At 74.3% G+C, this 26,172-nt stretch carries 20 protein-coding genes; 4 read left to right on the top strand and 16 right to left on the bottom strand.

Annotated features, from left to right (window positions below; translation table 11 throughout):
- Positions 1 to 65 precede the first annotated feature (65 nt).
- Together A6F73_RS22035 and A6F73_RS22030 are read right to left on the bottom strand one after the other, a co-directional pair.
- Complete coding sequence (locus A6F73_RS22035; RefSeq protein WP_063349367.1) at positions 66 to 941, bottom strand: ABC transporter permease; 876 nt, start codon at positions 939 to 941, stop codon at positions 66 to 68.
- Complete coding sequence (locus tag A6F73_RS22030; protein WP_063349366.1) at positions 931 to 1,755, bottom strand: ABC transporter ATP-binding protein; 825 nt, start codon at positions 1,753 to 1,755, stop codon at positions 931 to 933. Before A6F73_RS22030 ends, A6F73_RS22035 begins: the two co-directional genes overlap by 11 nt.
- Positions 1,756 to 1,975: 220 nt before the next feature.
- On the opposite strand from A6F73_RS22030, the gene A6F73_RS22025 reads away from it, so the two are divergent.
- Both A6F73_RS22025 and A6F73_RS22020 read left to right on the top strand, forming a co-directional pair.
- Positions 1,976 to 3,571, top strand: coding sequence for a sensor histidine kinase (locus A6F73_RS22025; protein WP_063349365.1), 1,596 nt, complete (start codon positions 1,976 to 1,978; stop codon positions 3,569 to 3,571).
- Positions 3,571 to 4,260 (top strand): response regulator, encoded by a 690-nt coding sequence (locus A6F73_RS22020; protein WP_063349364.1) that lies wholly within the window; start codon positions 3,571 to 3,573, stop codon positions 4,258 to 4,260. The genes A6F73_RS22025 and A6F73_RS22020 overlap by 1 nt, the downstream gene beginning before the upstream one ends.
- Positions 4,261 to 4,327: 67 nt before the next feature.
- Here the strand turns inward: A6F73_RS22020 and A6F73_RS22015 are convergent, their stop codons facing one another.
- From A6F73_RS22015 to A6F73_RS21990, 6 genes are all read right to left on the bottom strand, one after another.
- Positions 4,328 to 6,040 carry a cation acetate symporter gene (locus tag A6F73_RS22015; protein WP_063351411.1) on the bottom strand — a complete coding sequence of 571 codons (1,713 nt, stop codon included), beginning with the start codon at positions 6,038 to 6,040 and terminating at the stop codon, positions 4,328 to 4,330.
- Between the two features lie 32 nt (positions 6,041 to 6,072).
- Entirely contained in the window at positions 6,073 to 6,633 is a 561-nt protein-coding gene (locus tag A6F73_RS22010) for a DUF485 domain-containing protein (protein WP_244293460.1), read from the bottom strand.
- A 125-nt stretch (positions 6,634 to 6,758) separates the two neighbouring features.
- The gene (locus A6F73_RS22005) at positions 6,759 to 7,454 is read right to left on the bottom strand and encodes a response regulator transcription factor (protein ID WP_063349363.1); all 696 of its coding nucleotides are present in this window, start codon (positions 7,452 to 7,454) and stop codon (positions 6,759 to 6,761) included.
- 73 nt (positions 7,455 to 7,527) lie between these two features.
- Positions 7,528 to 8,688 (bottom strand): histidine kinase, encoded by a 1,161-nt coding sequence (locus tag A6F73_RS22000; protein WP_063349362.1) that lies wholly within the window; start codon positions 8,686 to 8,688, stop codon positions 7,528 to 7,530.
- Between the two features lie 64 nt (positions 8,689 to 8,752).
- Complete coding sequence (locus A6F73_RS21995; protein ID WP_063349361.1) at positions 8,753 to 9,238, bottom strand: CcdC protein domain-containing protein; 486 nt, start codon at positions 9,236 to 9,238, stop codon at positions 8,753 to 8,755.
- A gap of 163 nt (positions 9,239 to 9,401) precedes the next feature.
- Positions 9,402 to 11,513, bottom strand: a complete 2,112-nt coding sequence (locus A6F73_RS21990) for a DNA topoisomerase IV subunit B (protein WP_063349360.1) — start codon at positions 11,511 to 11,513, stop codon at positions 9,402 to 9,404.
- Between the two features lie 537 nt (positions 11,514 to 12,050).
- On the opposite strand from A6F73_RS21990, the gene A6F73_RS21985 reads away from it, so the two are divergent.
- On the top strand, positions 12,051 to 12,284 hold the full coding sequence (locus A6F73_RS21985) for a hypothetical protein (protein ID WP_063349359.1): 234 nt from the start codon (positions 12,051 to 12,053) through the stop codon (positions 12,282 to 12,284).
- Between the two features lie 192 nt (positions 12,285 to 12,476).
- Here the strand turns inward: A6F73_RS21985 and A6F73_RS21980 are convergent, their stop codons facing one another.
- The 7 genes from A6F73_RS21980 to A6F73_RS21950 form a co-directional block, all read right to left on the bottom strand.
- The gene (locus tag A6F73_RS21980; protein WP_244293459.1) at positions 12,477 to 13,406 is read right to left on the bottom strand and encodes a serine protease; all 930 of its coding nucleotides are present in this window, start codon (positions 13,404 to 13,406) and stop codon (positions 12,477 to 12,479) included.
- Positions 13,407 to 13,580: 174 nt separating this feature from the next.
- Positions 13,581 to 15,218, bottom strand: a complete 1,638-nt coding sequence (locus A6F73_RS21975) for an RNA polymerase sigma factor (protein WP_063349358.1) — start codon at positions 15,216 to 15,218, stop codon at positions 13,581 to 13,583.
- Positions 15,219 to 15,672: 454 nt separating this feature from the next.
- Positions 15,673 to 16,605, bottom strand: coding sequence for a FadR/GntR family transcriptional regulator (locus A6F73_RS21970; RefSeq protein ID WP_063349357.1), 933 nt, complete (start codon positions 16,603 to 16,605; stop codon positions 15,673 to 15,675).
- A 118-nt stretch (positions 16,606 to 16,723) separates the two neighbouring features.
- Positions 16,724 to 17,647, bottom strand: coding sequence for a hypothetical protein (locus A6F73_RS21965; RefSeq protein ID WP_063349356.1), 924 nt, complete (start codon positions 17,645 to 17,647; stop codon positions 16,724 to 16,726).
- Positions 17,648 to 17,650: 3 nt separating this feature from the next.
- Positions 17,651 to 19,123 (bottom strand): ATP-binding cassette domain-containing protein, encoded by a 1,473-nt coding sequence (locus A6F73_RS21960; protein ID WP_063349355.1) that lies wholly within the window; start codon positions 19,121 to 19,123, stop codon positions 17,651 to 17,653.
- Between the two features lie 242 nt (positions 19,124 to 19,365).
- Complete coding sequence (locus A6F73_RS21955) at positions 19,366 to 20,124, bottom strand: NUDIX domain-containing protein (protein WP_063351408.1); 759 nt, start codon at positions 20,122 to 20,124, stop codon at positions 19,366 to 19,368.
- A 106-nt stretch (positions 20,125 to 20,230) separates the two neighbouring features.
- Entirely contained in the window at positions 20,231 to 22,354 is a 2,124-nt protein-coding gene (locus tag A6F73_RS21950) for a glycogen debranching N-terminal domain-containing protein (RefSeq protein ID WP_244293673.1), read from the bottom strand.
- 765 nt (positions 22,355 to 23,119) lie between these two features.
- Here A6F73_RS21950 and A6F73_RS21945 point away from each other — a divergent pair.
- Positions 23,120 to 24,433 (top strand): alpha/beta fold hydrolase, encoded by a 1,314-nt coding sequence (locus tag A6F73_RS21945; protein ID WP_063349354.1) that lies wholly within the window; start codon positions 23,120 to 23,122, stop codon positions 24,431 to 24,433.
- A gap of 61 nt (positions 24,434 to 24,494) precedes the next feature.
- Here the strand turns inward: A6F73_RS21945 and A6F73_RS21940 are convergent, their stop codons facing one another.
- Entirely contained in the window at positions 24,495 to 26,069 is a 1,575-nt protein-coding gene (locus A6F73_RS21940) for a DUF4192 domain-containing protein (RefSeq protein ID WP_063349353.1), read from the bottom strand.
- Positions 26,070 to 26,172 lie beyond the last annotated feature (103 nt).

The raw sequence follows: 26,172 nt of genomic DNA, 5'->3' as shown, positions 1-26,172 counted from the left end.
GCGGCGCAGGGGGTTCAGCGGCGCAGGGGGTTCAGCGGCGCAGGGGGTTCAGCGGCGCAGGGGGTTCAGCGGCCGTCGCCCGCGTCGGCGGGCTTCCAGCGGAACAGCTTCTTCTCGGCGAAGGTCAGCAGCCCCTCGGTGAGCAGCGCCACGACGGCGAGGATGGTCATGGCGGCGTACACGCCGGCCGCGTTGAAGGTGCCCTGGGCGGCGGCGACGAGCAGCCCGAGGCCCTTGGTGGCGCCGATGTACTCGCCGACGATGGCCCCGATCAGGGCGAAGCCGAAGCTGACGTGCAGGCTGGTGAAGATCCAGGTGGTGGCGGCGGGGATGACCACCTGGAGGGTGACCTTGCGGCCGTCGGCGCCGAGGATGCGGGCGTTGGAGACGAGGTTGCGGTCCACCTCGCGGGCGCCCTGGAAGGCGTTGAAGAACACCGGGAAGAACACCAGGACGACGGCGGAGGCGACCTTGGAGGCCGGGCCGAGGCCGAACCAGATCAGGAAGATCGGGGCGAGCACGATCCGCGGGATCGCGTTGAGCACCTTGATGTAGGGCCCGAACACGTCGGCCAGGAAGCGGACCCGGCCGAGCGCGATGCCGAGCAGCACACCGCAGATGACGCCGATCACCCAGCCGGTGAGGGCCTCGTAGAGGGTGTAGCCGATCTGTTCGCCGAGCGAGCCCTGCGCGGTGCCGTGGGTGATCCACTGCCAGATCTGGTCCCAGATCTTCGACGGCTGCGAGAAGTTGAACGGGTCGATGACGTCGGTGCGGGCGCAGACCTCCCACAGTCCGAGGAAGGCGACCAGGACCGCGACCCGGGCCCCGTAGACGGTCAGCCTCCGGTTGCGGGCGGCCCGTTCGCGGGCCTCGGTACGGCTGGCGGGGGCGGCCGCCGGGGGCTTGTCGGCGACGGCCGACGCGGTCTCAAGCGGCACGACCCGCTCCTCTCTCCCGGGTGATGCGCACCTCTTCGCCGAGCGAGGCCCAGATCTCGCGGTACAGCTCGACGAACCTCGGTTCCAGCCGGACGGCCTCCACGGTGCGCGGTCGTGGCAGGTCGACGGTGAAGATCTCCTTGACGGTGGCCGGTCCGGCCGTCATGACGACGACCCGGTCGGCGAGCGCGATGGCCTCGTCCAGGTCGTGGGTGACGAAGACGACCGACGCCGCGTTCCCGGAGGACCTGGTCCCGGCCCACAGCTCCAGCAGCTGGTCGGACATCAGGGCGCGGGTCTGCACGTCCAGCGCCGAGAACGGCTCGTCCATCAGCAGGATGTCCGGGTCGTTGACGAAGGTCTGGGCGAGCGCGACGCGCTTGCGCATGCCGCCGGACAGCTGGTGCGGGTAGCGGTCCTCGAAGGCGGCGAGGCCGACGCGGCCCAGCCAGTCCCGGGCCCGTTCCCTGGCCTCGGCGGTGGGCACGCCGCGGAAACGCGGCCCGGCCATCACGTTGGACAGGACGGTGCGCCAGGGGAAGACGGCGTCCTGCTGGAAGACGAAACCGACCTTGGGGTGGATCCCGCGGACCGGCTCGCCGTCCACCCGGACCTCGCCCTCGGTGGGCTCCTCCAGGCCGCTGACCAGGGTCAGCGTGGTGGACTTGCCGCAGCCGGTGGGCCCGACGACGGCGACGAACTCGCCTTGGGCGACGGTCAGATCGAGATCACGGACGGCGGTGTGCAGGGCCCCGGACGGGGTGCGGAACCGTTTCGTCGCGCCAGTCAGCTCGATCGCCGGGGTTGTGCTCATTCAATCCTCCCGGGTCTGTGCTTGCCCCGGAAAGGTAGGAGCGGGCGGGGCCCGGGCGGGAGCCTTCTCGGCGTACTGCGGTTTCTCCGCATTGAGGGGTGTTCTGCTCCTTTTGCTTCCGCTACAACTGCGGGGACGCGGCTGACAGAAACACGCCGGAAACGTAGGGTGTCCCGACCCTGACGTACCCGCCCCCCACAGCCGCCGAGAGGAGGCCCGGATGAAGCTGCCCCGCTGGCCCCGCCGGGTCTTCGCGCAACTGCTGCTGAGCCAGACCGTCGTCACCGTCGGTGTCACCACCGTGACCGCCGGACTGTTCCTGGCCCCGGTCAGCAGCGAGCTGGACCACGACGCGATGCAGCGGGCGCTGTCGATCGCCCAGGCCACCGCCACCGACGAGGCGATCGCCCGAGCGGCCGACGCCCGGGACTCGGCGACCGCGCAGCGCAACGCCGAGCAGATCCGGCTGGCCACCGGCGCGAGCTTCGTGGTGGTCACCGACCTGGACGGGATCCGGCTCTCGCACACCGACCCGGAGCGGATCGGCCACCGGGTCAGCACCGACCCGGAGCCGGCGCTCAGCGGGCTCAGCGTCACCGCGATGCAGCAGGGCACGCTGGGCCGCACCGCGCGCGGCAAGGTGCCGCTGCGGGTCGCGGACGGCCGGATCGTCGGCGAGGTGTCGGTCGGCATCAGCGACGACTCGATCCGCCGCCGGCTGCTGAAGATGCTCACCGGGATCCTGCTGTGCGCGGGCGCGGGCCTGGCCGCGGGGACGGTCGCCACGCTGGCGCTGGCCCGGCGGCTGAAGCGCCGCACCCACAACATCGCGCTGGCCGACATCTCGGCGCTGCTGGTGGAGCGGGAGGCGATGCTGCACGGCATCCGCGAGGGCATGGTGGCGCTGGACGAGCGCGGCCGGATCCGGCTGGCCAACGACGAGGCGGTGCGGCTGCTCGGCCTGCCGGAGGACTGCACCGGGCGGCCGATCGACGCGGTGCTGCCGCCGGGCCGGCTGTCGGACGTGCTGACCGGGCGGATCACCGGCGCCGACCTGCCGGCGGTCCGGGACGACCGGGTGCTGGTGGTCAACCGGATGAGCACGGCCGAGGGCGGCGCGGTCGTGACACTCCGCGACCGGACCGAACTGGAGTCGCTGGTCCGGGAGTTGGACACCACCCGCAGCCTGACCGAGGCGCTGCGCGCCCAGGACCACGAGCACGCCAACCGGATGCACACCCTGCTGGGCCTGCTGGAGCTGGGCCGCCACGAGCAGGCGGTGGCGTTCATCTCGGAGCAGTCCGGTTCGCACGCGGTGGTCGCGGCGCGGATCGCCGAGCAGGTGCAGGATCCGCACGTCGCGGCGCTGCTGGCGGGCAAGACGGCGGTGGCGGGCGAGCGCGGGGTGCGGCTGCTGCTGGCCCCGGCGGCGCACCTGCCGGACGCGGTGGTGGACGCGCGGGCGCTGGTGACGGTGCTCGGCAATCTGATCGACAACGCGGTGGACGCGCTCGCGGCGGGTGGGGGCGGCCGGCTGGAGGTGACGCTGGCGGCGGCCGGCTCCACGCTGCTGCTGCAGGTCACGGACAGCGGCCCGGGCGTGCCGGAGGAACTGCGCGAGCAGGTCTTCGAGGAGGGGTGGACCAGCAAGGACGCGCCCGCGCACCGTCCGCGCGGGCTGGGGCTGGCGATGGTGCGGCGGCTGGTCGAACGGACCGGCGGCCGGATCGTGCTCGACGCGGGACCGCTCGGCGGCGCCCGGTTCACGGTCGAGCTGCCCGAGGCCCTGCTCACCCCTCAGCTCGTGGAGGCCTGATGATCGACGTACTCGTGGTGGACGACGACTTCCGGGTCGCGGACGTGCACGCCGCGTACGTGGCCAAGGTGCCGGGCTTCCGGGTGACCGGCACCGCGCACTCGGCCGGGGAGGCGCTGGCCGCGCTGGAGCGCCGCCCGGTGGACCTGCTGCTGCTCGACCACCACCTGCCGGACGAGACCGGCCTGGCGCTGGTGCGCCGGCTGCGGGAGCGGCAGGTGGCCTGCGACGTGATGATGGTGACGGCCGCCCGGGACGTGTCGACGGTGCACGCCGCGATGCAGCACGGCGCGCTGCAGTACCTGGTCAAGCCGTTCACCTTCGCCGGCCTGCGGGACAAGCTGGTCGCGTACGCGCAGCTGCGGCACGCGCTGGCCGGCCCGGCGGCCCGGGAGGCCGGCCAGGACGAGGTGGACCGGCTGTTCGCCACCCTGCGCAGCGCCGCCGCCCCGGCCGGCCCGCTGCCGAAGGGGCACTCGGCGCCCACCACCGACCTGGTGCTGGGGGTGCTGCGCCAGGCGGGCCGCCCGCTGTCCGCGCAGGAGGTCGCGGACGCCACCGGGCTGAGCCGCTCGACGGCGCAGCGCTACCTCAAGCAGTTGGAGCGGGACAGCCGGCTGCGGCTGACCCTGCGCTACGGCGACACCGGCCGCCCCGAGCACCGCTACGGCCTGGCGGTCCGGGCCTGACACCACGCCCGGACGTGGGGGAACCCCGGCGGCCCCAGGCCCGCCGGGGTTCCCCGGGGCGCGGCGCTCAGGCCGCGCCCGCACCGGTGAGGGCGCGCACCTCCAGCTCGGCGAAGCGGTCCGCGTCGGCCGGCTCGGGCGAGGTGATGGTCCCGATCCAGCCGGCCAGGAAGCCGAGCGGGATGGAGATGATGCCGGGGTTCTCCAGCGGGAACCAGTGGAAGTCGACGCCGGGGAAGAGCGCCACCTTGGTGCCGGAGACCACCGGGGAGAAGACGACCAGCACGATCGCCGGGACCAGCCCGCCGTACACCGACCAGACCGCGCCGCGGGCGGTGAACCGCGACCAGAACAGGCTGTACAGCAGGACGGGCAGGTTGCTGGAGGCGGCCACCGCGAAGGCCAGGCCGACCAGGAAGGCGACGTTCAGCTGCTGGGCGTAGAGGCTGATCGCGATCGCGGCCGCGCCGATCCCGACGGCCGCGAACCGCGCCACCCAGACCTCCTGGCGCTCGCTGGCCTCGCCCGTCGGCTCGGCCTCCGCCGGGTCCCCGGCCTCCCCCGGCCGGGAGGCCGGGACGGCGGCGCGCCGCCGGAAGGGGCGCCGGCGCGGCCGGCCGCGCCAGGCGCCGGCCCAGATGTCGTGGGCGAAGGCCGCCGAGGAGGCCAGGGTGAGCCCGGCGACCACGGCGAGGATGGTGGCGAAGGCGATCGCCGAGATCAGCGCGAACAGCACCACCCCGCCAGTGCTGCCGTTGCCGCCGCCGAGCACCAGGGCGAGCAGCGGGACGGCGGTGTTCCCGGCCGAGTTGGCGTGCCGCACCTCCGCCGAGCCGACCAGCGCGGTCGCGCCCAGGCCGAGCGCGATGGCCATCAGGTAGAAGCCGCCGACCAGGCCGATCGCCCACATCGTGGAGCGGCGGGCGGCCCTCGCGGTGGGCACGGTGTAGAAGCGGGACAGGATGTGCGGCAGTCCGGCGGTGCCGAGCACCAGGGCGAGGCCCAGGCTGAAGAAGTCGAGCCGGCTGGTGAAGGTGGCGCCGTACTTGAGGCCGGGTTCGAGGTAGCGCCGCCCGGCGCCGCTGTGCTGGGCGGCCTGGCGCATCAGCTCGCCGACGTCGCCGTGGAAGCGGACCATCAGCAGCACGGTGAGCAGCACCGAGCCGGCGATCAGCAGGAAGGCCTTGACGATCTGGATCCAGGTGGTGGCCCGCATCCCGCCGATCGTGACGTAGACGATCATCAGTCCGCCGACGGCGACGATGGTCCAGGTCCGGGCCTGGGCGCTGTTGGTGCCGAGCAGCAGGGCGACCAGCGAGCCCGCGCCGACCATCTGGGCGACCAGGTAGAGCAGGGTGACGACGACGCTGGCGCCCCCGGCCGCGGCCCGGACCTTGCGGCGGCGCAGCCGCAGGGCGAGCACGTCGGCGAGGGTGTACCGGCCGGCGTTGCGGACCAGTTCGGCGACCAGCATCAGCACCACCAGCCAGGCGACCAGGAAGCCGATGCTGTAGAGCACGCCGTCGTAGCCGTACAGCGCGATCAGTCCGGCGACGCCGAGGAAGGAGGCGGCGGAGAGGTAGTCACCGGAGAGCGCGAAGCCGTTCTGGAGCGGGGTGAAGTCCCGGCCGCCGGCGTAGAAGTCCTCGGTGGCGCTGCCCCGGCGGCCGACCCAGAGGGTGATCGCCAGGGTGACCAGGACGACGACGGCGAACAGCGCGATCGCGAGGTCGTGGTGGTCGCCGGTGGGGGCGACGGGGGGCGGGGTGGCGGTCGTCATCGCGGTCGTCACCGCGGTCGTGATCGTGGTCGTCATCGCAGCTGGTCCTGGGTGTCCCAGCGCAGGCCCAGGGCGGCGCGGTCGCGCTTGGTCCGGGCGTTGCGGGCGTAGAGCCAGGTGAGCAGGAAGGTGGAGGCGAACTGCAGCAGGCCGAGCAGCCAGGCCACGTTGAGCGGGCCGGCCACCTGGCTGCGCATCAGGCCCGGGGCGGCGGCCTGCGCGGCGACGTACATCAGGAACCAGCCGAGGAAGGCGCCGCTGACCGGGAAGACGAACGACCGGTAGCTGCGGCGGATGTCCTGGAAGGCGTCGCTGCGCTGGACGGCCCGGTACACCTCGGTGCTGTCGGTGGCGGGCGCCAGGGCCCGGGGGGCGGCCGCCGGTTCGGCGGCGGGTCGGGCGGCGGGGGCGGCGACCGGGGCGGGCGCCCGCTCGGCCGGTACCGGCTGGACCGCGCGGGTGGGGGCCGACTGGGCCGGCACCGCCGGTTGGCCGGGCACGGCCGACCGGTCGGAGGCGGTGGCGGCGGCCGGAGCGGCCCACCAGTCAAATCGCTGCCCCTGTCCGGGACTGCTCGTCTGCTGCTGTGGCACAACTGCTCCTGGACCGGCGGGCACTCTGACCCCAACCATGATGGCGGCCGCCGGACAGCCCCTCTGACCATTGCCGATACCTTCACTCGATGAGGTGATCGATCATCCGACAGACACTCATCCGACTACTGCTGCGTACCGGTGATCCCGTGTCGAAAGGCGTACGAGACCGCCTGCGCCCGGTCCCTTACCGCGGTCTTGGCGAACAGGTTGTTGATGTGCGTCTTCACGGTGGCCTGGCTGACGAACAGCCGCTGGGCGATCTCGGCGTTGGAGAGCCCCTCGGCGATCAGCGCCAGCACCTCCGCCTCCCGGGCGGTCAGCCCGTCCGGGAGCTCCCCCGGCCGCCCGACCGGCTTCCCGGCCCCCGGCACGGATCCGGCCGGAGGCCCTGAAAGCCTTTCCAGCAAACGGAGTTGGATCTGCGGCGAGAGCCCGGCCGCCCCCGCGCGGACGTCCGCGATCGCCCGGGCGATCTCCTCACCGCCGGCGTCCTTGGTGAGGTATCCGCGCGCCCCGGCCTGCAGAGCGGGGAACAGCGAGTCGTCGTCGGCGTAGGTGGTGAGCACCACGACCTCGGTCTGCGGGTGCGCGGCCCGGATCCGCCGGGTCGCCTCGACGCCGTCGACGCGCGGCATCCGCAGATCCATCAGCACCACGTCCGGGTGACACCGCTCCACCAGGGCGACGGCCTCCTCCCCGTCCGCCGCCGCGCCGACCACCTCGATGCCGGGCAGCAGCCCCAGCAGCATCACGATGCCCTCGCGCACCACCGTCTGGTCGTCCACCACCAGCACCCTGGTGACCTCTGCCTCGCTCATGCGCCCGCCCCGCTTCGCTCGGCAGTCGCTTCGCGAAATCCGCACCTGCTGATGATGAGCTCGCCGCGCTCGCTCATGCCGGCACCTGCAGCAGCACGCGCCACCCTCCGTCCTCGGGGCCCGCCAGCAGGGTGCCGCCGAGCAGTTCCGCGCGTTCGCGCATCCCCAGCAGACCGTACCCGCTGCCGCTGGCCGACAGCTCCCCGGACGGTTCGCCGCGCGGAGGGCGGGAGTTGCGCACCTCCAGCTCCACCGCCTCCGCCAGGTAGCGCAGTTCGACGGTGCACCGGGCGCCGGGCGCGTGCTTGCGGACGTTGGTCACCGCCTCCTGCGCGGTGCGCCGCACCGCGAGGGCGGCCTCGGCGGCGAGCGGCCGGGGCGTGCCGGTGACGGTGAGCGTGGCCCGCTCCCGCCCGGTCAGCTCCACCAGGAACTCGCCGACCGGGGTGAGTTCGCCGCGCAGCGCGGACAGCGCCTGCCGGGTCTCGACCAGCCCGTCCTGAGCCATCCGCCGGGCCGCGACGACCCGTTCGCGGATCTGCTCGCGGTCGGTGCCGGCGTCCAGCATCAACCGGGCCGCCTCCAGGTGGACGAGCTGCGCGGAAAGGCTGTGCGCGAGCACGTCGTGGATCTCCCGGGCGATCCTGGCCCGTTCGGCGAGCGCCGCGCTCTCCGCCTCGGCGGCCCGGGCGGCGCGCTCCTGGGTGAGCAGTTGGCGGGCGGTGCCACGGGCCTCGACGTCCAGCCGCAGCAGGTAGCCGAGCAGGCCGAGCCCGCCGATGGTGGCGAAGATGCTCACCCAACTCGCCCAGCTGGCGGCGGTGTACGAGCCCAGCGCGGCCGCCGCGGTGAGCAGGCCGGGCGCGGCCGGCAGCCGGACCACCCCGATCACGGCCAGCCCGCACCAGACGAAGTCGGCCAGCAGGTAGGCCTGCCCCCAGTTGGCCAGCCAGGCGCTGCCGAGCAGGGCGGCGGCCAGGCCGAGCGAGAGCGCCAGGCGCTGCTCCCGGGTGGCGTAGAGGTAGCCGGCGGCCAGGGCGGCGACCCCGAACAGTCCGGCCGCCGCGACGGCCACCGCCCAGCCCGTGTACTTGCCGCCGGAGAACGTCCCCCAGCAGACGACGACCAGCAGGACGGTGCGGCCGAGCAGGGCGAGGACCCGCCGCGGCCATCTCCCGGCCTCGCGCTCCAGCCCCTCGCGGGACGGCCAGCGGGTCCAGTACCACTCGGCCACGGGTGCCTCCTCGACGTTCTCGGACAGCGGGCCCGGCAGGCCCCGGGCAAGGCGGTCAGCGCGGTCAGCGCGGTACGGCGGCCTGTTGCGGCAGGTCCAGGGCCCGTGCCCGCCAGTTCACCACGAACGAGCGGGTCAGCAGCAGGACCGCCAGTCCCAGCAGCAGCGCGCTGCCCGCCTGGTGGACGTGCAGTGCCGCGCCGACGCCGTACAGGGCGAGCCGGATGGCGAGCATGCCGACCCAGGCGGCCACCGTGGCCTTGGTGCCCTTGGCCCAGACCGAACCGTCCCCGGCCCGCCACAGCCGCACGGTCCAGCCCCAGACGGAGCCCATCGCGACCACCGCCGCCAGGCCGCACCCGACCAGGGTGGCGGACAGCGCGGTGTGCTGGTGGTCGATGAGCTGCGGGTCGCGCAGCGCGAGCGCCCCGAGGATCAGCGGCAGCAGCCAGAAGCGGCGCTCGGTGTCCAGGCGCTGGGCGCGCATCTGGCGCTGGACCACGAGGACCATCACCGCGATGATCACGACGATGTTGACGAGGGCGGTCATCGGACTTCTCCGTCCCGACAGGAGGCTTGTACTGACCTCTCCGACGTTACGGATCCGGCGCCCCCGGTTGATCGGCGCCGGGGTGGACCACAGGTGGAACCCGCAGCACGAGGGCCCTCCACCCACGGGTGGAGGGCCCTCGTGCCGGAGGGATCCGAAGGCCTCAGGCGTCGATGCGGGAGCGGTCCAGGGTGGCCGCCGAGTCCACGATGAACTCCTTGCGCGGGGCGACGTCGTTGCCCATCAGCAGGTCGAAGATCCGCTCGGCCTGCTCCAGGTCGCCCAGGTTGATCCGGCGCAGCGTGCGGTGGCGCGGGTCCATGGTGGTCTCGGCCAGCTGGTCGGCGTCCATCTCGCCCAGGCCCTTGTACCGCTGCACCGGCTCCTTCCAGCGCTGCCCCTTGCGCTGGAACTCCAGCAGGGTGGAGCGCAGTTCGGCGTCGGAGTAGGTGTAGTGGTACTTCTCCTGGCCGCGCTTGGGGCTGGTGAGCTCGATCCGGTGCAACGGCGGCACGGCGGCGAAGACCCGGCCCTGCTCGACCATCGGCCGCATGTAGCGGTGGAACAGCGTCAGCAGCAGGGTGCGGATGTGCGAGCCGTCGACGTCGGCGTCGGCCATGAAGATGACCCGGCCGTAGCGGGCCTGGTCGATGTCGAAGGTGCGGCCCGAACCGGCCCCTATCACCTGGATGATCGCGGCGCACTCGGTGTTCTTGAGCATGTCGCTCACCGAGGCCTTCTGCACGTTGAGGATCTTGCCGCGGATCGGCAGCAGCGCCTGGAACTCGGAGTTGCGGGCGAGCTTGGCGGTGCCGAGCGCGGAGTCGCCCTCGACGATGAACAGTTCGCTGCGGTCGACGTCGTCGCTGCGGCAGTCGGCCAGCTTGGCCGGCAGCGAACTGGTCTCCAGCGCGGTCTTGCGGCGCTGGGCCTCCTTGTGCTGGCGGGCCGCGACCCGGGTGCGGGCGGCCGCGACGACCTTGTCCAGCACGGCCCGGGCCTGGAGCTTCTGGTCCTTCTTGGCCGAGGTGAGGAAGGCCTTGAGCTCCTTGGCGACGACGGCGGCGACGATCCGGTTGGCCGCCGAGGTGCCGAGCACCTCCTTGGTCTGGCCCTCGAACTGCGGCTCGGCGAGCCGGACGGTGACCACCGCGGTGAGGCCCTCGGTGGCGTCGTCCTTGGTGATGTCGTCCTCGGCGACGCGCAGCAGCTTGGCCGCGCGCAGCGCCTCGTTGACGGTCTTGGCCAGCGAGCGCTCGAAGCCGGTCATGTGGGTGCCGCCCTTGGGGGTGGCGATGATGTTGACGAAGGAGCGCAGGGTGGTGTCGTAACCGGCGCCCCAGCGCAGCGCGATGTCCACGCCGAGTTGCCGGGTGACCTCGGTGGGGGTCATGTGGCCGAGCTCGTCCAGGACGGGCACCGTCTCCTTGAAGGTGCCCTCGCCGTGCAGTCGCAGCACGTCGCAGACCGGCTTGTCGGGCGCCAGGAACTCGCAGAACTCGGCGATGCCGCCGTCGAAGCGGAAGACCGACTCCTCGACCTGCTCGCTCTCGGTGAGCCGCTCGTCACGCACGACGATGGTCAGGCCGGGGACGAGGAACGCGGTCTGCCGGGCGCGGCTGTACAGGTGCTCCAGGGAGAGCCGGGCGTCCTTGAGGAAGATCTGCCGGTCGGCCCAGTAGCGGATCCTGGTGCCGGTGCGGGCCTTGGGCACCTTGCGGGCCCTGGTCAGGCCGTTGGCGGGCTCGAAGGGCGCGTCCGGGCTGGCCTCGGTGAAGATGCCGGGGGTGCCGCGGCGGAAGCTGATCGCGTGGGTGTGTCCGCTGCGGTCGACCTCGACGTCCAGCCGGGCGGAGAGCGCGTTGACCACCGAGGCGCCGACGCCGTGCAGGCCGCCGGAGGCCGCGTAGGAGCCGCCGCCGAACTTGCCGCCGGCGTGCAGCTTGGTCATCACGACCTCGACGCCGGACAGCCCGGTCTTGGGCTCGACGTCGACCGGGATGCCGCGCCCGTTGTCGCGGACCTCGACCGAGGAGTCCGGGTGCAGCAGGACCTCGATGCGGTCGCAGTGACCGCCCAGCGCCTCGTCGACGGAGTTGTCGATGATCTCCCAGAGGCAGTGCATCAGGCCGCGACTGTCCGTCGAGCCGATGTACATGCCGGGGCGCTTGCGGACCGCCTCCAGGCCCTCCAGGACGAGCAGGTGCCGAGCGGTGTAGTTGGAACCGTCGTCGCCGGCCAGCAGTGCGGACGGCACGGTCGTTTCGGCACTCACGCGGCACTCTCCTCGGTGAAGTTCTGTCTTATCGGTCACATCCGGACGCATCCGGACCATCCGCCAGTGCAGCACGCCGCACCGACAGCCGTCGCCCGGTGTGCTCGCACCCCTCCGCTGGGTGCACAGCACGGCGGGCCGCTCCCGCGCAGCTTGTACGCGCTGCGCGAACAAGGACCGCTCCGGTATCCGGACCCCGGGGCGCCATCTCCTCCCGGTACCACCGGTCCTGGCGGATCGTGGGGCCTGGCACAGGCTCCGGAACTGCCGTTATGCAGGCTACCGGGGCCCGGGGCGGGGCTTATGCTCCAACCCGGCAGAGGATTATGCTACGCGGACCTCGCACCCGGTCCCGATCGGGCGTTCGAGGGACGGGCGGATCCTGGGATTCGGTACGCATGAACCACCGGCCCCCGGGGCACGTCCTCATCAACACAGCAGAATCCTCAGAGAAGAAAAGCCACGAGCGGGAACGTTTTCGGCCTGGTTGGATGTTGACCCTGGTACGACAGCTCGTCGAGCTAGAGAAGAGGCGACGTGACTACTGTTCTGACACCTGCGAGCCCGCTCACCGCGGCTGACCGCTGCGACCGCTGCGGCGCCCAGGCCTACCTGCGCGTCGTACTCGCCAGCGGCGGAGAGCTGCTCTTCTGCGCCCACCACGGCCGGAAGTTCGAGCCCGAGCTCAAGAAGATCGCCGTGGAGATACAGGACGAGAGCGGCCGTCTCAGCGGCACCACCAACGCCACGGCCGCCGAAGAAGAGCGCTGATCCAAGGCGCCACACCAGCAGTCGGCGTCGAGCTGTGTGTCCGGTCGCGCACCACGCGCGACCGGTGAGCCGGGCGACAGATCCCCTCGGGGTCAGTCGCCCGGCTCTGCTGTTCCCGGAGAGCCGCACGCTCCGCAGCGATGTGGCTTCAGAACGTGACCAGTTGGCCACCGGCAACGGTCCGGGCGGCCCTCACAGCACCGAGCGCACCGCGTCCGCGACGGACGCCACCCTGGTGTAGACGCCCGGGTGGGCCGCCTCGGCGCAACCCGTCCCCCAGGAGACCAGGCCGACCAGTCGGCCGCCGACGACCAGCGGGCCGCCGCTGTCGCCCTGGCAGGCGTCCTTGCCGCCCTTCTCCTCGCCCGCGCACACCATGCCCCGGGCGTCGAACTTGCCGTCCTGCCCGCCCGGGTAGGCCTGCGCACAGGTCTGGTCCGCGATGACCGGCACCTCCACCCCGCGCAGCGTGGGCGAGTAGTCGCCGTGCCCGGTGGTGTCGCCCCAGCCGAAGACCCGCGCGGCGGTCCCGGCCGCGTACGGCTCGGTCTCGCCCTGGCCGACCAGGTCGATCACCGGCCGGGAGTCCTGGGGGTCGGCGAGGGTGAGCACGGCGACGTCGTTCAGGTTCGCGGTGAAGGAGTAGTCGGGGTGGATCCAGACCGACCGCACGGGCACCTCGCGGCCGGCCGAGCTGCGCATGTCGTCCCGGCCGATGACGGCCTTGAGCCCCGGCCGGTCCACCTTGGCGCCCCGGGACTCGTCGTAGAAGCAGTGCGCGGCCGTCACCACCTTGGTCGGCGTGACCAGCGCTCCCCCGCAGAACTGGCCGGAGCGGCCGCTGCCGAACTGCTGGCGGCTGGACAGCGCCACCACCCACGGGTGGTCGGCGGTGGTCTCGGCGGTGCCGCCGACCACCCGGCGCTGCGCCCCGGCCGGACCGGCCGCACCGAGCGCGACCAGCGGGACGGGGACGGCGGCCAGCAGCGCCAGCACGGCGGCCCGTCGGCGGCGGCCCGCACGGGCGGCCGCCGGGCTCGCCGGGGGCGGGGCGGGGGTCGGCAGGGCAGCGCGGTCCGGGTTGGGCAGCACCGTGACTCCAGTCGGCTCGGCAGCAGGCAACCGCCACAGCGTAGGTGATCGACTACGCGGTGCGACCGCTTCCCGCCACACCGCCACCCGGACGAGGGACAACGGCCACCCGGACGCTGACCCGCCCGGGCCCGGACAGCGGCGAAGGCCCGGAGCCGTGGGGCTCCGGGCCTTCGCCACACGCTTGCGACCGTACCGGCCGGATCAGTCCAGGTAGTCGCGCAGCACCTGGGAACGCGACGGGTGGCGCAGCTTCGACATGGTCTTCGACTCGATCTGGCGGATGCGCTCACGGGTGACCCCGTACACCTTGCCGATCTCGTCGAGCGTCTTCGGCTGACCGTCCGTCAGGCCGAAGCGCATCGAGACCACGCCGGCCTCGCGCTCGGAGAGGGTGTCCAGCACCGAGTGCAGCTGCTCCTGGAGCAGGGTGAAGGAGACCGCGTCGGCCGGGACGACCGCCTCGGAGTCCTCGATCAGGTCACCGAACTCGCTGTCGCCGTCCTCGCCGAGCGGGGTGTGCAGCGAGATCGGCTCACGGCCGTACTTCTGGACCTCGATGACCTTCTCGGGGGTCATGTCGAGTTCCTTGGCCAGCTCCTCCGGGGTGGGCTCGCGGCCCAGGTCCTGGAGCATCTGGCGCTGGACGCGGGCCAGCTTGTTGATGACCTCGACCATGTGCACCGGGATGCGGATGGTGCGGGCCTGGTCGGCCATGGCGCGGGTGATCGCCTGGCGGATCCACCAGGTGGCGTAGGTGGAGAACTTGTAGCCCTTGGTGTAGTCGAACTTCTCGACCGCACGGATCAGACCGAGGTTGCCCTCCTGGATCAGGTCCAGGAAGAGCATGCCGCGGCCGGTGTAGCGCTTGGCCAGCGAGACCACCAGGCGGAGGTTGGCCTCCAGCAGGTGGTTCTTGGCGCGGCGGCCGTCCTCGGCGATGATCTCCAGCTCGCGCTTGAGCTTGGGGGCGAGCTTGTCGGCGGCCGAGAGCTTGTCCTCGGCGAACAGGCCGGCCTCGATGCGCTTGGCGAGCTCGACCTCCTGCTCGGCGTTGAGCAGCGGGACCTTGCCGATCTGCTTCAGGTAGTCCTTGACCGGGTCGGCGGTGGCACCGGCGACGGCGACCTGCTGGGCCGGCGCGTCGTCCTCGTCGTCGTCGGAGAGCACGAAGCCCTGCGACTCCTCCTCGGGCTCCGCCTCCTCGCCGGCCTTGTCGCCGGGCAGCGCGACGTCCTCGAGCAGCTCCTCCTCGCCACCGAGCTCCTCGTCGCCCTTGCCCGCCTTGGCGGCGGTCTTCTTGGCGGCGGTCTTCTTGGCCGGCGCGGCGGCCTTCTTGGCGGCGGCCTTCTTGGCCGGGGCCGCCTTCTTCGCCGCGACCGTCTTCAGCTCGGAGGCGACACCGGTCGTCTCCGAGGTGATCCCGGCGGACACCGTGGGGGCGGACGCCGTGGCGGCCGCCACGGCCGGGGCCGCGACGGGCGCACCGGGCGCGATCCGTACGGGCGGCTTGGTCGGGGCCGTGGAGGCGGACGGGCTCCGGGTGGTGACAGCCTTGGTGGCGGTGCGCTTGGTGGGGCTCTTGGCAGCAACGCTCTTGCGCTTGGCGCCGGCCGGTTCGGCCGCGCTGACCATGAGATCCACCCCCTCCTCAATCAGCACCTGGTTGAGGCTGCGCATGACGTTCTTCCACTTGGTGACCGGGATCTGGTCCGCCTCGAACGCCTGGCGCACGTCGTCACCGGCGATCTGCCCCTGGGCCTTGCCCCGCTCGATGAGCGCCAGCAGAGCTGCGGACTCGGCGATCTCGGGGGGAAGTGAACGGGATGTGCTGGCCGACACGAACAACCTCTCGGACGATGAGTGGACTCGAACCCGTACCGGCCGCCCGAGCGGGCGGGGAAGGAAATCGCGCGTCGGACGCGCGGTGTCGATTCCGACCGACTCGGGCTTGAGGACTGGGTTTGCAGGACGGCAGCAGCGCCGCGGACCAACACAGCATTGTGACATGTTGAAGTATTCCGGAGCTGCCCCCGCTCAGGAGACATCGCTGCTACTCGTCAAGTGTTACGCATGGCCTTCGTGTCGCGGGTCACACCACTCGGCGCCCACGGCCACGGGGCCGGAATCCATCATCGCTCACCCGCGCCGAAACCTATTGTCATGGACGGGGCATCACACGTCCGGGTCGGACCGCCGGCGTGCAGAAGCCCTCCGGCTGCGCCGCGCGGGTGCGGCCGGAGGGCCCTGGAGGAACGGAGGACGGACGGGGCGCCCGCTCACCGGAACAGCCCGCTCAGTGCTCCCGAGGGGCGGGGACGGACGGCTCGATCTCGGGGTGGACGGTGAGCAGCGCCCGCATCGCGGCCTCCCCCGCGGTGCCGTCGCCGGTGCCCAGCGCGTCCACCAGCCGGGCGTGCAGGCTGACCGAGGACTCGGAGGCGCGCTCGCAGGAGATGGCCGGGCCGCCCGACACCTGCAGCGCGCCGGCGACGATCCCGGACAGGTGCTCCAGCATCCGGTTGCCGGCCATCTGGAGGATCAGGCCGTGCAGCTCGGCGTCGGCCCGGGCGTAGGTGGAGAGGTCGGCCTGGGCGGCGGCGTGGCCCATGATCTCGACCAGCTCGACCAGCCGCTGCTGGACGTCCTCCCGGCCGTGGCCGGCGGCGAGCCGGGCGGCCAGCGGCTCGATCGCCCAGCGGAGCTCGAACAGCTCCCGGCGCTGCTCGTCCCGCTGCGGGCCGAAGGCGCGCCACTCGATGATGTCCGGGTCCAGCAGGTTCCAGTCGGCGACCGGGCGGACCCGGGTGCCGACGTTCGGCCGGGCACTGACCAGGCCCTTGGCCTCCAGGACGCGCAGCGACTCGCGGACGACCGTGCGGGACACCTCGAACCGCTGGCCGATCTCCTCGGGCACGAGCGGACGGTCGGCACCGAGGTCGCCGGAGACGATCATCTGGCCGAGCTGCTGGACCAGCTGGCCGTGCAGACCGCGACCGCGGCTGCTGGTGGTCTTGCGGCCGACCCGGGCGAGATCGGACTCGGCGCCCTCCCAGCGGGGCGCCGGCGGAGTCGGCCGGTCGGCGTACGAGAAGCGGTCCAGATCGCCGGGGCCGTGGATGGGTCCGTCAGCGGAACGGGCGGGGGTCATGGTGGGGTGCGCAAGGGTACTCACAGCTCCTTTGTCGGCGATCGGCAGGCGCAGCTTGAGAATTCTCGTGAAAAGCACACGAAAGGGTGATCGACCGCGACTGGATAATTGACTTCTTATCAGGAAGAACCGCGCATTACGGTCACTGCTGGTCGATCTTGATTCTTCGGCGCGACCACCCCCTCGACGCCCGGCGTCAGAGCGCGCGCCGCCGGACCTGCACCAGGAGCGCCGCGAGCAGCAGGACGGCCGCGGGCGCCGCCACCGCCACGAGCAGGGCCGGATCCGTCAGCGCCGCACTCCCGGCCGCCGCCTCGTGCCCCCCGCGGTAAACCCAGCCGTAGGCCCATTCGACGCCGGACTGGAACGGCAGCAGTTCGGCCGCACGGGTCGGCCACGGCCTGCCGGTCTCCCGCAGCAGCAGCGCCACACCGGACTCCAGCAGCGGCGGCAGCGCGCACAACAGCAGCACCCCGACCGAGGCGCTGCGGGTCAGCGACGCCGCCAGCACCCCGGTCCAGCCCGCCACGACGGTCAGCAGGACGAAGGCCAGCAGAGCCGCCGGCACCCCGTGGCCGGCCGCCAGCCCCACCGGGGCGAACACGCCCGGCAGGTCGGCCAGGCCCGGCAGGTCGGCCAGGCCGGACAGCCCGGTGGCGGCCAGCGCCTGCGACACCTGGTCCGACAAGGCCGAGGGCTCCGCCCAGGCGGCCACCGTCACCCCGCCCGGCAGCGCCAGCTGCACCACCACCGCGTCGAGCAGCAGGGTCGCCAGCGCCAACAGCCCCGCGACGGGACCGACCACCAGCAGCTTGGCCAGCAGCAGCCGCACCCGCCGCGGGTACGACACCCGGGAGGCCGGCAGCCCCGGGTGTCGCACCTCGTGCCCGTACGAGAGCGCGCCCAGCACGCCGGCCCCGAACGCGGCGAACGGCAGCGGGATCAGCGGCACGGCGGCGGTCAGCAGCCGCACCCCGGCCGGGGCGGCCAGCGGGCCGGCCGGGGCCTGGCTCGCCAGGACGGCGGCCGTGACGGCGTCGCACAGCAGCACGGCGGTGAGCAACAGCCAGGTGGAACGCAGGCCGCGCAGGCGGCGCAGCTCGTAGGCCAGGACACGCACGGTTCACTCGCTCCGGTGGTCGTCGGGGGTGGCGGGGCTGACGGGACCGCCGGGGACCGGGGGCGCGGCCTGGGCCTGGGCCGGGCGGCCGAGCCGGACGGTGTCGTCGGTCAGCAGGTCGGCGGCGCTCTCGCGGCGGCCCCTGGCCGGGTCGGGCCCGGGCTCCCCTGCACCGGCAGCGGGGGCGGGGACGGGGACGGGGGTCGGGGCGAGGGCCGACGCGGATCTGGCCAGGGCGCCGGGGCCGCCACGGAACAGCCGCTCCACGGCGACGGTCGGAGTGGGCTCGGCGGGCTCGGCCTGGTGGGGGGTGGTACCGAGGGTGGAGAGGGCGGTCGCGGACAGGGCGGTCGCGGCCGAGGCGGCCGGCAGGGCGCGGGTGGGCAGCGCCGCCTCGTCCCGGTGGTGGGCGGCCGCCGGCCGGGCCTCCAGGCGACGGGCGCCCCGGTGGCGCGGGACGGTGACGGCCGGGGCGTCGGAGGCCGGTTCCTGAGCGGGCTCGGGGCCGGACTCGGGGCCCGGCTCGGCAACGGTGGGGCCGGACTGGACACGGAGGTGGCCGGAGCGGCCCGACGCGACCGGCAGGGCGGCCCGGGGCGCCGGCTGCTCGACCACCCGGTCGGCCAGCTCGTGCAGCAGGATGCCGTGACGATAGGCGAGTTCACCGATCTCGGTACGGCCGATGCCCGCCACCGCGAGGCCCGCGCCGCCGTCCCGCCGCACCTCGGCGCCCTGACTGACCAGCAGGTCGGCCAGCCGCGCCATCTGCGGCCCGCGGACGGCCACTTCGGGGCTGAGCCTGGTCCGGCGGAACTCCGCCACCGGCTGGTCTGCCACCAGCCGACCGCGGTCCAGCGTGATGACCCGGTCGGCGAGCTGCGCGGCCTCCTGCGGGGTGCGGGTGGTCACCAGGACCGTCCCGCCGGCGACGCCGAACGAGCGCAGGAAGGAGTGGAACCACTCGACGTTGCGCGGGGACAGGCCCTCGGTCGGCGCGTCCAGCAGCAGCGCGCCGGGGTCGCCGAGCAAGGCCGCGGCCAGGGCCAGCCGGCGGTGCATGCCGGGCGAGAAGCTGCGCAGCCGCTGCCCCGCGACGGCGGCCAGCCGGGTCTGCTCCAGCAGTTCGTCGGCCCGCCGTGCGGGGGCGCCGACCGCCGCGGCCAGCATCCGCAGGTGGCCGTGCGCCTTGCGGCCCGGGTGGCCCGCCACGGCGGCCGCGCCCGGCCCGGGGCCGGGCAGCAGCACGCCGACCTCCCGCTCGGGGCGGCGCAGCCGACGGTAGGTGCGGCCGTCGAAGAGCGTGACGCCCTGGCCGCGTTCGAGTTCGAGCATCAGCCGCAGCGCGGTGGACTTGCCCGCGCCCTCGGCGCCGAGCAACACGGTCACCATGCCGGGCCGGGCGTCGAAGGTCAGATCGAGCACCGCGGGCGGCGCGCCCTTGCGGTAGACCTTGGTCAGTCCGGTGATCTGGATCATCGCTGCCTGCTCCCATGCCCTCGGCCGACCTGCCCGACGCGGGGCGCCCCCTGGTGTGTTGGCGCGTGCCGGCACGGCCCCGCGCCAGCACATTAGGGGCCGGTGGCGGAGATTCCGGGCATTACGGGAGCGGCGCGGGCCCGTCGGCCACCCACCTCACCCGATCAGGGGACAATCCGATCCTGCGATTCCCGGGCCAGGGGGAGTCGGCGGCGGGCCGGGGGCGGCGGGCCGGGGCCGGGTCAGGACTCCGGGCGCAGCATGGGCGGGTTGAGGACGGTCGCGCCGCCCGCGGTGAACAGCTGGGCAGGACGGCCCCCCTGACGGGTCGTCGTGCCGCCGGAGGGCAGCAGGAAGCCGGGGGTGCCGGTGACCTTGCGGTGGAAGTTCCGCGGGTCCAGGACCACGCCCCAGACCGCCTCGTAGACCCGGCGCAACTCGCCGACGGTGAACTCGGTGGGGCAGAAGGCGGTGGCGAGGGAGGAGTACTCGATCTTGGAGCGGGCGCGTTCCACGCCGTCGGCGAGGATCAGCCCGTGGTCGAAGGCGAGCGGGACTCCGTCGACCGGGCTCTGGCCGAGCAGTTCGCCGACCGGGGCCCAGCGGGCGCTGCTGGCGTCGCCGCCGGCCCGGGGGGTCGGCAGGTCGGGGGCGAGGACCAGGTAGGCGACGCTGACCACCCGCATCCGGGGATCGCGCTGCGGGTGGCCGTAGGTGGCGAGCTGCTCCAAGTGGGCACCGGCCGCGCCGGGGCCGACCGCCTCGTGGCCGGGGGCTGAGTGCGCGCGCAGGCCGGTCTCCTCGGCCAGCTCCCGGGAGGCGGCCTCGGCCAGGCCCTCGTCCGGGCGGACGAAGCCGCCGGGCAGTGCCCAGTACCCCTGGAACGGCGGCTCGCCGCGTCTGACCAGCAGGGCGCAGAGCGCGTGGTCGCGCACCGTCAGCACCACCAGGTCAACCGTGACAGCGAACGGGGGGAAGGCCGACGGATCGTAGCGCGACATGGCGACGATCATAGTCGTCTCTCTGACGATAAGCACAGGCCCGTACACGGACCGCGCCCGGCCCGCCTGAGGTGTCGCCGGAGCCGGGCGGGCCCGGGCAGGGGTGTCAGCGGGCGACCAGTTGCAGCTCCGCGGAGGCCTCCTCGACCATCGCCACGCCGATCCGGCTCACCCGGACCGAGAAGGGCTCGCCGGCGACCCGCAGGCCGGTCAGCTCCAGCTCGCCGAGCGGAGCGGTGCTGGCCGGGCGGACCAGCACCCGGCCGCCCGGCACGTCGGGTCGGACCCCGGCGAGCGCGAACACCGCGTGCGCGGCGCCGGCCGCCGAGACCGCCGCCGGGCGGCAGGCGGCCGGGTGCGGCACCGGCGGGCAGCCGGGGATGCGCTGCTCCCCCGCGTACATCTCGGGCAGCCGCCCCTCGTAGTGAGCAGCCGCGGCGAGCAGGCCCTCCAGCAGGGCGCCGGCCTCGTTCTCGTGGCCGGCTTCGGCCAGCCCGGCGATCGCCAACGCGGTCTCGTGGACCCGCACCGCGCCGCCGCGGTGGCCCAGCGGGTTGAAGCGGGGGGACTTGGCGCTGAGCGTGCGCAGGCCCCAGCCGCTGTCCAGCTCCGGCGCGGCCAGGCGCTGGGCCAGCAGCCGGGTCTGTTCCCGGTCCAGCAGGCTCTCGTGCCGGCCGCCGTCGGCGGCGAGCCCGGTGTCCAGCAGGTGCACCAGGCAGGAGGCGACGGCCGGCAGTGGCTGGCCGCCCGGGGCCAGCGCGGCGGCGGGGCGGCCGCCGGAGAGGTCGTCGATCCAGAACCGCTCGCGAAAGCGCCCGCGCAGTTCGGCGGCCCAGCCGCGCCACTCCTCGGCGCCGGGGCGGCCGAAGGCCTCCAGCAGTTCGGCGCCGTGCAGGGCGGCGCGGTGGGCCTGCGCCTGGACCTCGGCCCGGGCGGCCACCGGGTGGGCGGTGCGGTCCTCCGCCGGACGGCTGAGGTCGGTGACGAAGCCGTCGACCAGGCCCTCGCGAAGGGCGGCCAGGGCCCGCTCGGCGGCCGGGAGCAGGTCGGCGGTCTCCGCGCGGGGCAGGCCCCAGCGCCAGGCCTCGGCCAGCACGGTGACGAACAGCAGGGTGGCCTCGGTGGCGGTGCAGGTGGGCGGCAGCTCGGGGCCGCCGTGCCGGAGGGCGCCGGGCAGCAGGCCTTCGGTGCGGCCCGGGGCGGCGGCGGGCTGCTGACGGCGGGCCAGCGCCCGGAGGGTGCCGACGGCGAGCCGGGTGCCGAGCGGCAGGGTGAGCCGGGCGGCCCAGAGCGCGTCGGCCGGGGCGAGGCCGAAGCGCCAGGGCGCTCCGGAGGCCGGGTAGAGGTCGGTCGGGCGGTCCGGGTCGGCGAACAGCAGCCCGCCGAGGGCGTCCAGGGAGCGGGTGACCAGCAGGGCGGCCCGGGCGTCGTCGCTGCGGACCTCCGGTTCGGCCCAGGGCAGCGGCACGCCCGTGCCCCGCCCGCCGGGCGGCCGCGGGCCGGGGGCGGTGCTCTCCAGTTCGGCGCGCAGCTCGACCGACCAGCGGGCGCCGGGTTGCACCTCCAAGTCCCACCGGAGCACCCCGGCCCCGGCCAGCACCGCGTGCGGGGAGGGCTTGGCGCTGACCACCGCGCTGTGCGCCGGGCCGGCCCAGCGCAGCCCGGCGGACTGCACCTGGCCCGGCAGGTCGGCCGGGCGGTGCCCCGCGGCGATCTCGGCGACCGGGCCGAGGTCGGTGCCGAGGGCGATCTCCATCGGCAGCCGGGCGGGCCGGCCACCGGTGTTGCGCACGATGACGGTCTCCACTCCGTCCGCGTGACGCAGCCGCTCGACGGTGAGCGCCGGGTCCGGGTCGAGGTCGCCGGGGAGCCGGACGGCGCCGAGGAAGCGGGCCTGCGCGGTGCTGGTCAGGGCGCCCTGGAGCGGCAGCGGCTCCATGCCGCCCAGACGCAGTTCCATCCGGGCGAGCACCCGGACGCCGTTGCGGTAGAAGCCGTGCAGGCCGTGGCCGCGCAGCTGACCGTCCGGTCCGGAGGCGGCCATCGCGGGGGCGTTGACGCAGAGCACCGCGTGGTGGACGGCGGGAGGCTGCGGCCTTGGCGGGGCCGCGAGCCGACTCGGGCCGACGGACGCCCCCGCCGGTCCGGCCGTCTGGACCTGGTCGGGGCGGCCGACCGGTCTCGGCGCGCCGACCACGCTCTCGGCCGGCATGGCCTGTGGTGGCCTCATGGCGGTCACCGGACTCTCCTCCCCTCGGCGGTCCGGTGGCCTGGTCAGGCCGGTGGGCCGCGAGCACGCTCGATCGCGTGCTGATGGTGCCGGGCCGGCGGGGTGCCCCGTCGGCGGGTGTGCCGTGTCTGGCCGTACCCGGTGCCGGGCCGTGCCATGCGGTGCGCGGTACCAGGCCGGTACCGGCGCGCCGCGCCTTCGCGTCGGGCCCGACGCGGCGCCCGGCGCGTCGTCAGGTCCGGTGGCCCGGCCTGCCGGTGGCGCCCGGCCCGTGGGCCGCAGCAACGGCCGGGCCAGGTGACCCGAGCGGGCCCCGCACGCTCCGGTGCCCCGGCGCCGTGGCCACCCCGCTCGGCGGGCGGTCCGCCCGGAACCTGCCGCCGGACGAGCGTCGGCCGGTCGCCGGCCCCCCGGGGTGAACGCCGCGCACCGCCTCCAGGTCACGCCCGGCGACGGGTGCGGCCCGTCGAGCCCGGCCCGCCGGGCGGTCGTGCCGCAGCCGTCGAGCCGTCACGGTCGGGCCGTCACCGGGCTGCCACCAGGGCGGCGCGGTCTCGCCGCCGGGTGGCGGCGGCTGCGTCCCGGCCCGCGGCCTGCCGTGCAACCCGCCCCGGCCCGGCATCGTATGCCTGGCCGAGTGGGCGGTGGCCGTCGAACCGGTGCCCGACCGCGGTCAGGATACGGTGCGGGGGTCGCGGCGCCCGCACCCGGTGACCCCGTGAGCCGCGACCTGACCGCTGTGACCAGCAGAGACCGAGGAGTTGCATGTCCACCGTCAGCCGGCTGCCCGGGATTGTTACGACCGACCACGTCTTCCAGGCCCCCCTCGACCACGCCGACCCGCAGGGCGAGCAGATCGAGGTGTACGCCCGCGAGGTGGTGGCCACCGGCCGCGAGCAGGCCGACCTGCCCTGGCTGGTCTTCCTCCAGGGCGGCCCAGGCGGCAAGGCCGCCCGCCCGCTCGGCCGCGACGCCTGGCTGGAGCGCGCCCTCGACGACTACCGGGTGCTCCTGCTCGACCAGCGCGGCACCGGTCGCTCCACGCCCGCGACCCGGCAGACCCTCGCCCGGCGCGGCGGCGCCCAGGAGCAGGCGGACTACCTGGCGCACTTCCGCGCGGACTCGATCGTGCGGGACGCCGAACTGATCCGCCACCAGCTGCTCGGCGCAGACCGGCGCTGGAGCGTGCTCGGCCAGAGCTTCGGCGGCTTCTGCACCCTCACCTACCTCTCCTTCGCCCCCGAGGGCCTGGCCGAGGCCTTCATCACCGGCGGCCTGTCCGGCCTCGGCAGTTCGGCGGACGACGTCTACCGCGCCGCCTACCCGCGGGTGGTCCACAAGAACGAGGACCACTACGCCAGGTTCCCGCAGAACGTCGAGGCGGTACGGCGGATCGCCGCGCACCTCGCCGCCGCCCCCGCGACGCTGCCCGACGGCGGACTGCTCACCGTCGAGGCGTTCCAGGCCCTCGGTCTGATGCTCGGCGGCGGCAGCGGCTCCGGCACCCTGCACTACCTGCTGGAGGAGGCCTGGGTGGACGGCGCGGCCGGCCCCGAGCTGTCCGACACCTTCCTGGCCGGTGCCCAGGCCAAGCTCTCCTTCGCGGAGGGCCCGCTGTACGCCGTGCTGCACGAGTCGATCTACGGCCAGCGCTCGGTGGACCAGGGCGGCACCGCCTGGTCGGCCGAGCGGGTCCGCAAGGAGTTCCCGCAGTTCGACGCCCGGGCCTCGCTGGACTCCGGCGCACCGGTGCTGTTCACCGGGGAGATGATCTACCCCTGGATGTTCGACACCGACCCGGCGCTGCGCCCGCTGAAGGAGACCGCGGACCTGCTGGCCGCCCGCACCGACTGGCCCGACCTGTACGACCCGGCGCAGCTGGCCGCCAACACCGTCCCCGTCGTGGCGGCGGTCTACCACGACGACATGTACGTGAACACCGCCGACTCGCTGGCGACCGCCCGCGCGGTGCGCGGTCTGCGGACCTGGATCACCAACGAGTGGGAGCACGACGGCCTTCGGGCGAGCGGCGGCAAAGTGCTCGACCGCCTGATCAAGCTGGCGCACGGCGAGGCCTAGCGAAGCCCGCCCGGGCCGGGCGGCGAGGCTCCGGGCGGCCCCTGGCGGACGCCCGGCGAGGTCAGCGCGCATGGTGGGCTCCCCTCGCCGCCCGACGGACGCCCCGGCACCGGTGGCGCCCGGCGGCCGACGGTGCGGCGGCGGCCCGGGACACCGCTGCCCGACCGAGCCGCAGACCCCGGGCGGACCGCTGCCGGGGCACCGGAGCGCACCCGGGCGCCGGCAGCAGGGCGAGCGGGCCCGGACCGTCCGGGCGCGGCGTCGGCTCAGCGGGGCCGACCGGGCCGACCGGGCCCCGCTCGGCCGCCGCCGTTGTGGCCTGAGCCGCCTTCGCGGCCTTCCGGCGGGCCGTCCGGCGGCGGCGTGAGGCCCCCGCCGGCCCGGGCAGCCCCGACGGCCCACCGCGGCCCGCCTGGTCACCACCCGGGCCCTCGGTGGGCGCCGGCCCCGGTTCGCCGGCGGGCGCTGGCACAGGCCCACCCGCCTCGCGCCGCCGACGCTGCGCCTCGACTGCCGCGAGCAGCGCGTCGGGCGTCATACCGTCGTTCAACGACTCGTACAGCAGCTCGGCCAGCAGGTAGGACGGGTCGAGCCGGAGGACGTGGCCCAGCACGACGCGGGCCGTCGCGGTGTCCCCCGCCACCCAGGAGGCCCAGGCCAGCAGGGTGAGAGGGGCCACCGCGCAGCCCTCGTAGGGCGGCACGGCGCGCCGGGCGAGGAAGCGCCAGAGCCGCTCGGCGGGCGCGAGCTCGGCGGGCCGGGTGTACTCGACGCCGCGATCCCGGGTGAGGCGGTCCCGCAGGGCGACCAGCAGCCGGGCCGCCCGATCCTCGTCGAGCTCCCGGGCCCCGGCCGCGAACTCGGCGAAGGCCTGGTCGAGCAGGCCGGCGCCCTGCTCCTGGACGGCCGCGCCACCGGAGCCCCCAGCGCCGTCAGCACCGTTGGCCTCGGCCGCCTCGACCCGCGCGAGCGCCGCACGCTGGGCGTCCGCCCCCGGCGAGCCGATCGGGGCCAGCCCGCCGATGATCGCCTTCCGGCTGCCGCGCGGCGCGAGGCCAGCGAAGGCCGCAGCGGCGGCCGCCGGGCCCGGGCCGGGGGCACGGCGGATCGGGTTGCCCGCCGGGTCGCAGCACCCGGCGCGGCGGCAGAGGAAGGACCACCAGCGGCCGTCCGAGACGCAGAGCGACTCCTTGACGGCCACCCCCCTGCGCCCGAGGGCCGCGCGGAGGTCGTCCGCCAGCGGCCGCAGGCCGTCCACCGCCGGAGGGGCGTGCGCCGTGGTCGGATCCTGGCAGAGGTAGAGGAGCACTTGGACGGGCCGCTCGCCGTGCCGCTCGGAGAGGGCGACCAGCAGGGCGGCCGTCTCCTCCGCCGCGGCCGGCCACTGCTCGGGCGACTCCGGGATGTCCGCCCGGATCACTCCGCCCTGGTGCAGGTCGGGCCCCTGGAGGCCGACCGCGACGATGCTGTCGTCGGGGTAGAACCCCAGGAGGTAGGGCAGCAGCTCGGCCATATCGGCCGGACCGCGCATGGTGACCGGCCGGTGGCCGGAGGACGGGCCGAGGGACAGGGTGACGCGCTCGTTGTTCATGACGCTCCCGTTGTTCATGACGCTCCGGTTGTCCGCGGCGTTCATGACCGGAAGCGTGACGCAATCCGAGAGACGCACCGGATTTTTCTCTTTTCCTGTGGATAACTCCGCCCTCGTTTTCCGCTTCCCTCATTCGGAGCACACCGCG

It is taken from the genome of Streptomyces sp. MJM8645 (assembly GCF_001625365.1).
GTDB lineage: Bacteria > Actinomycetota > Actinomycetes > Streptomycetales > Streptomycetaceae > Kitasatospora.
Note: the sequence above shows the minus strand (reverse complement) of the source record. Positions and strands in the feature narration are given on the sequence as shown.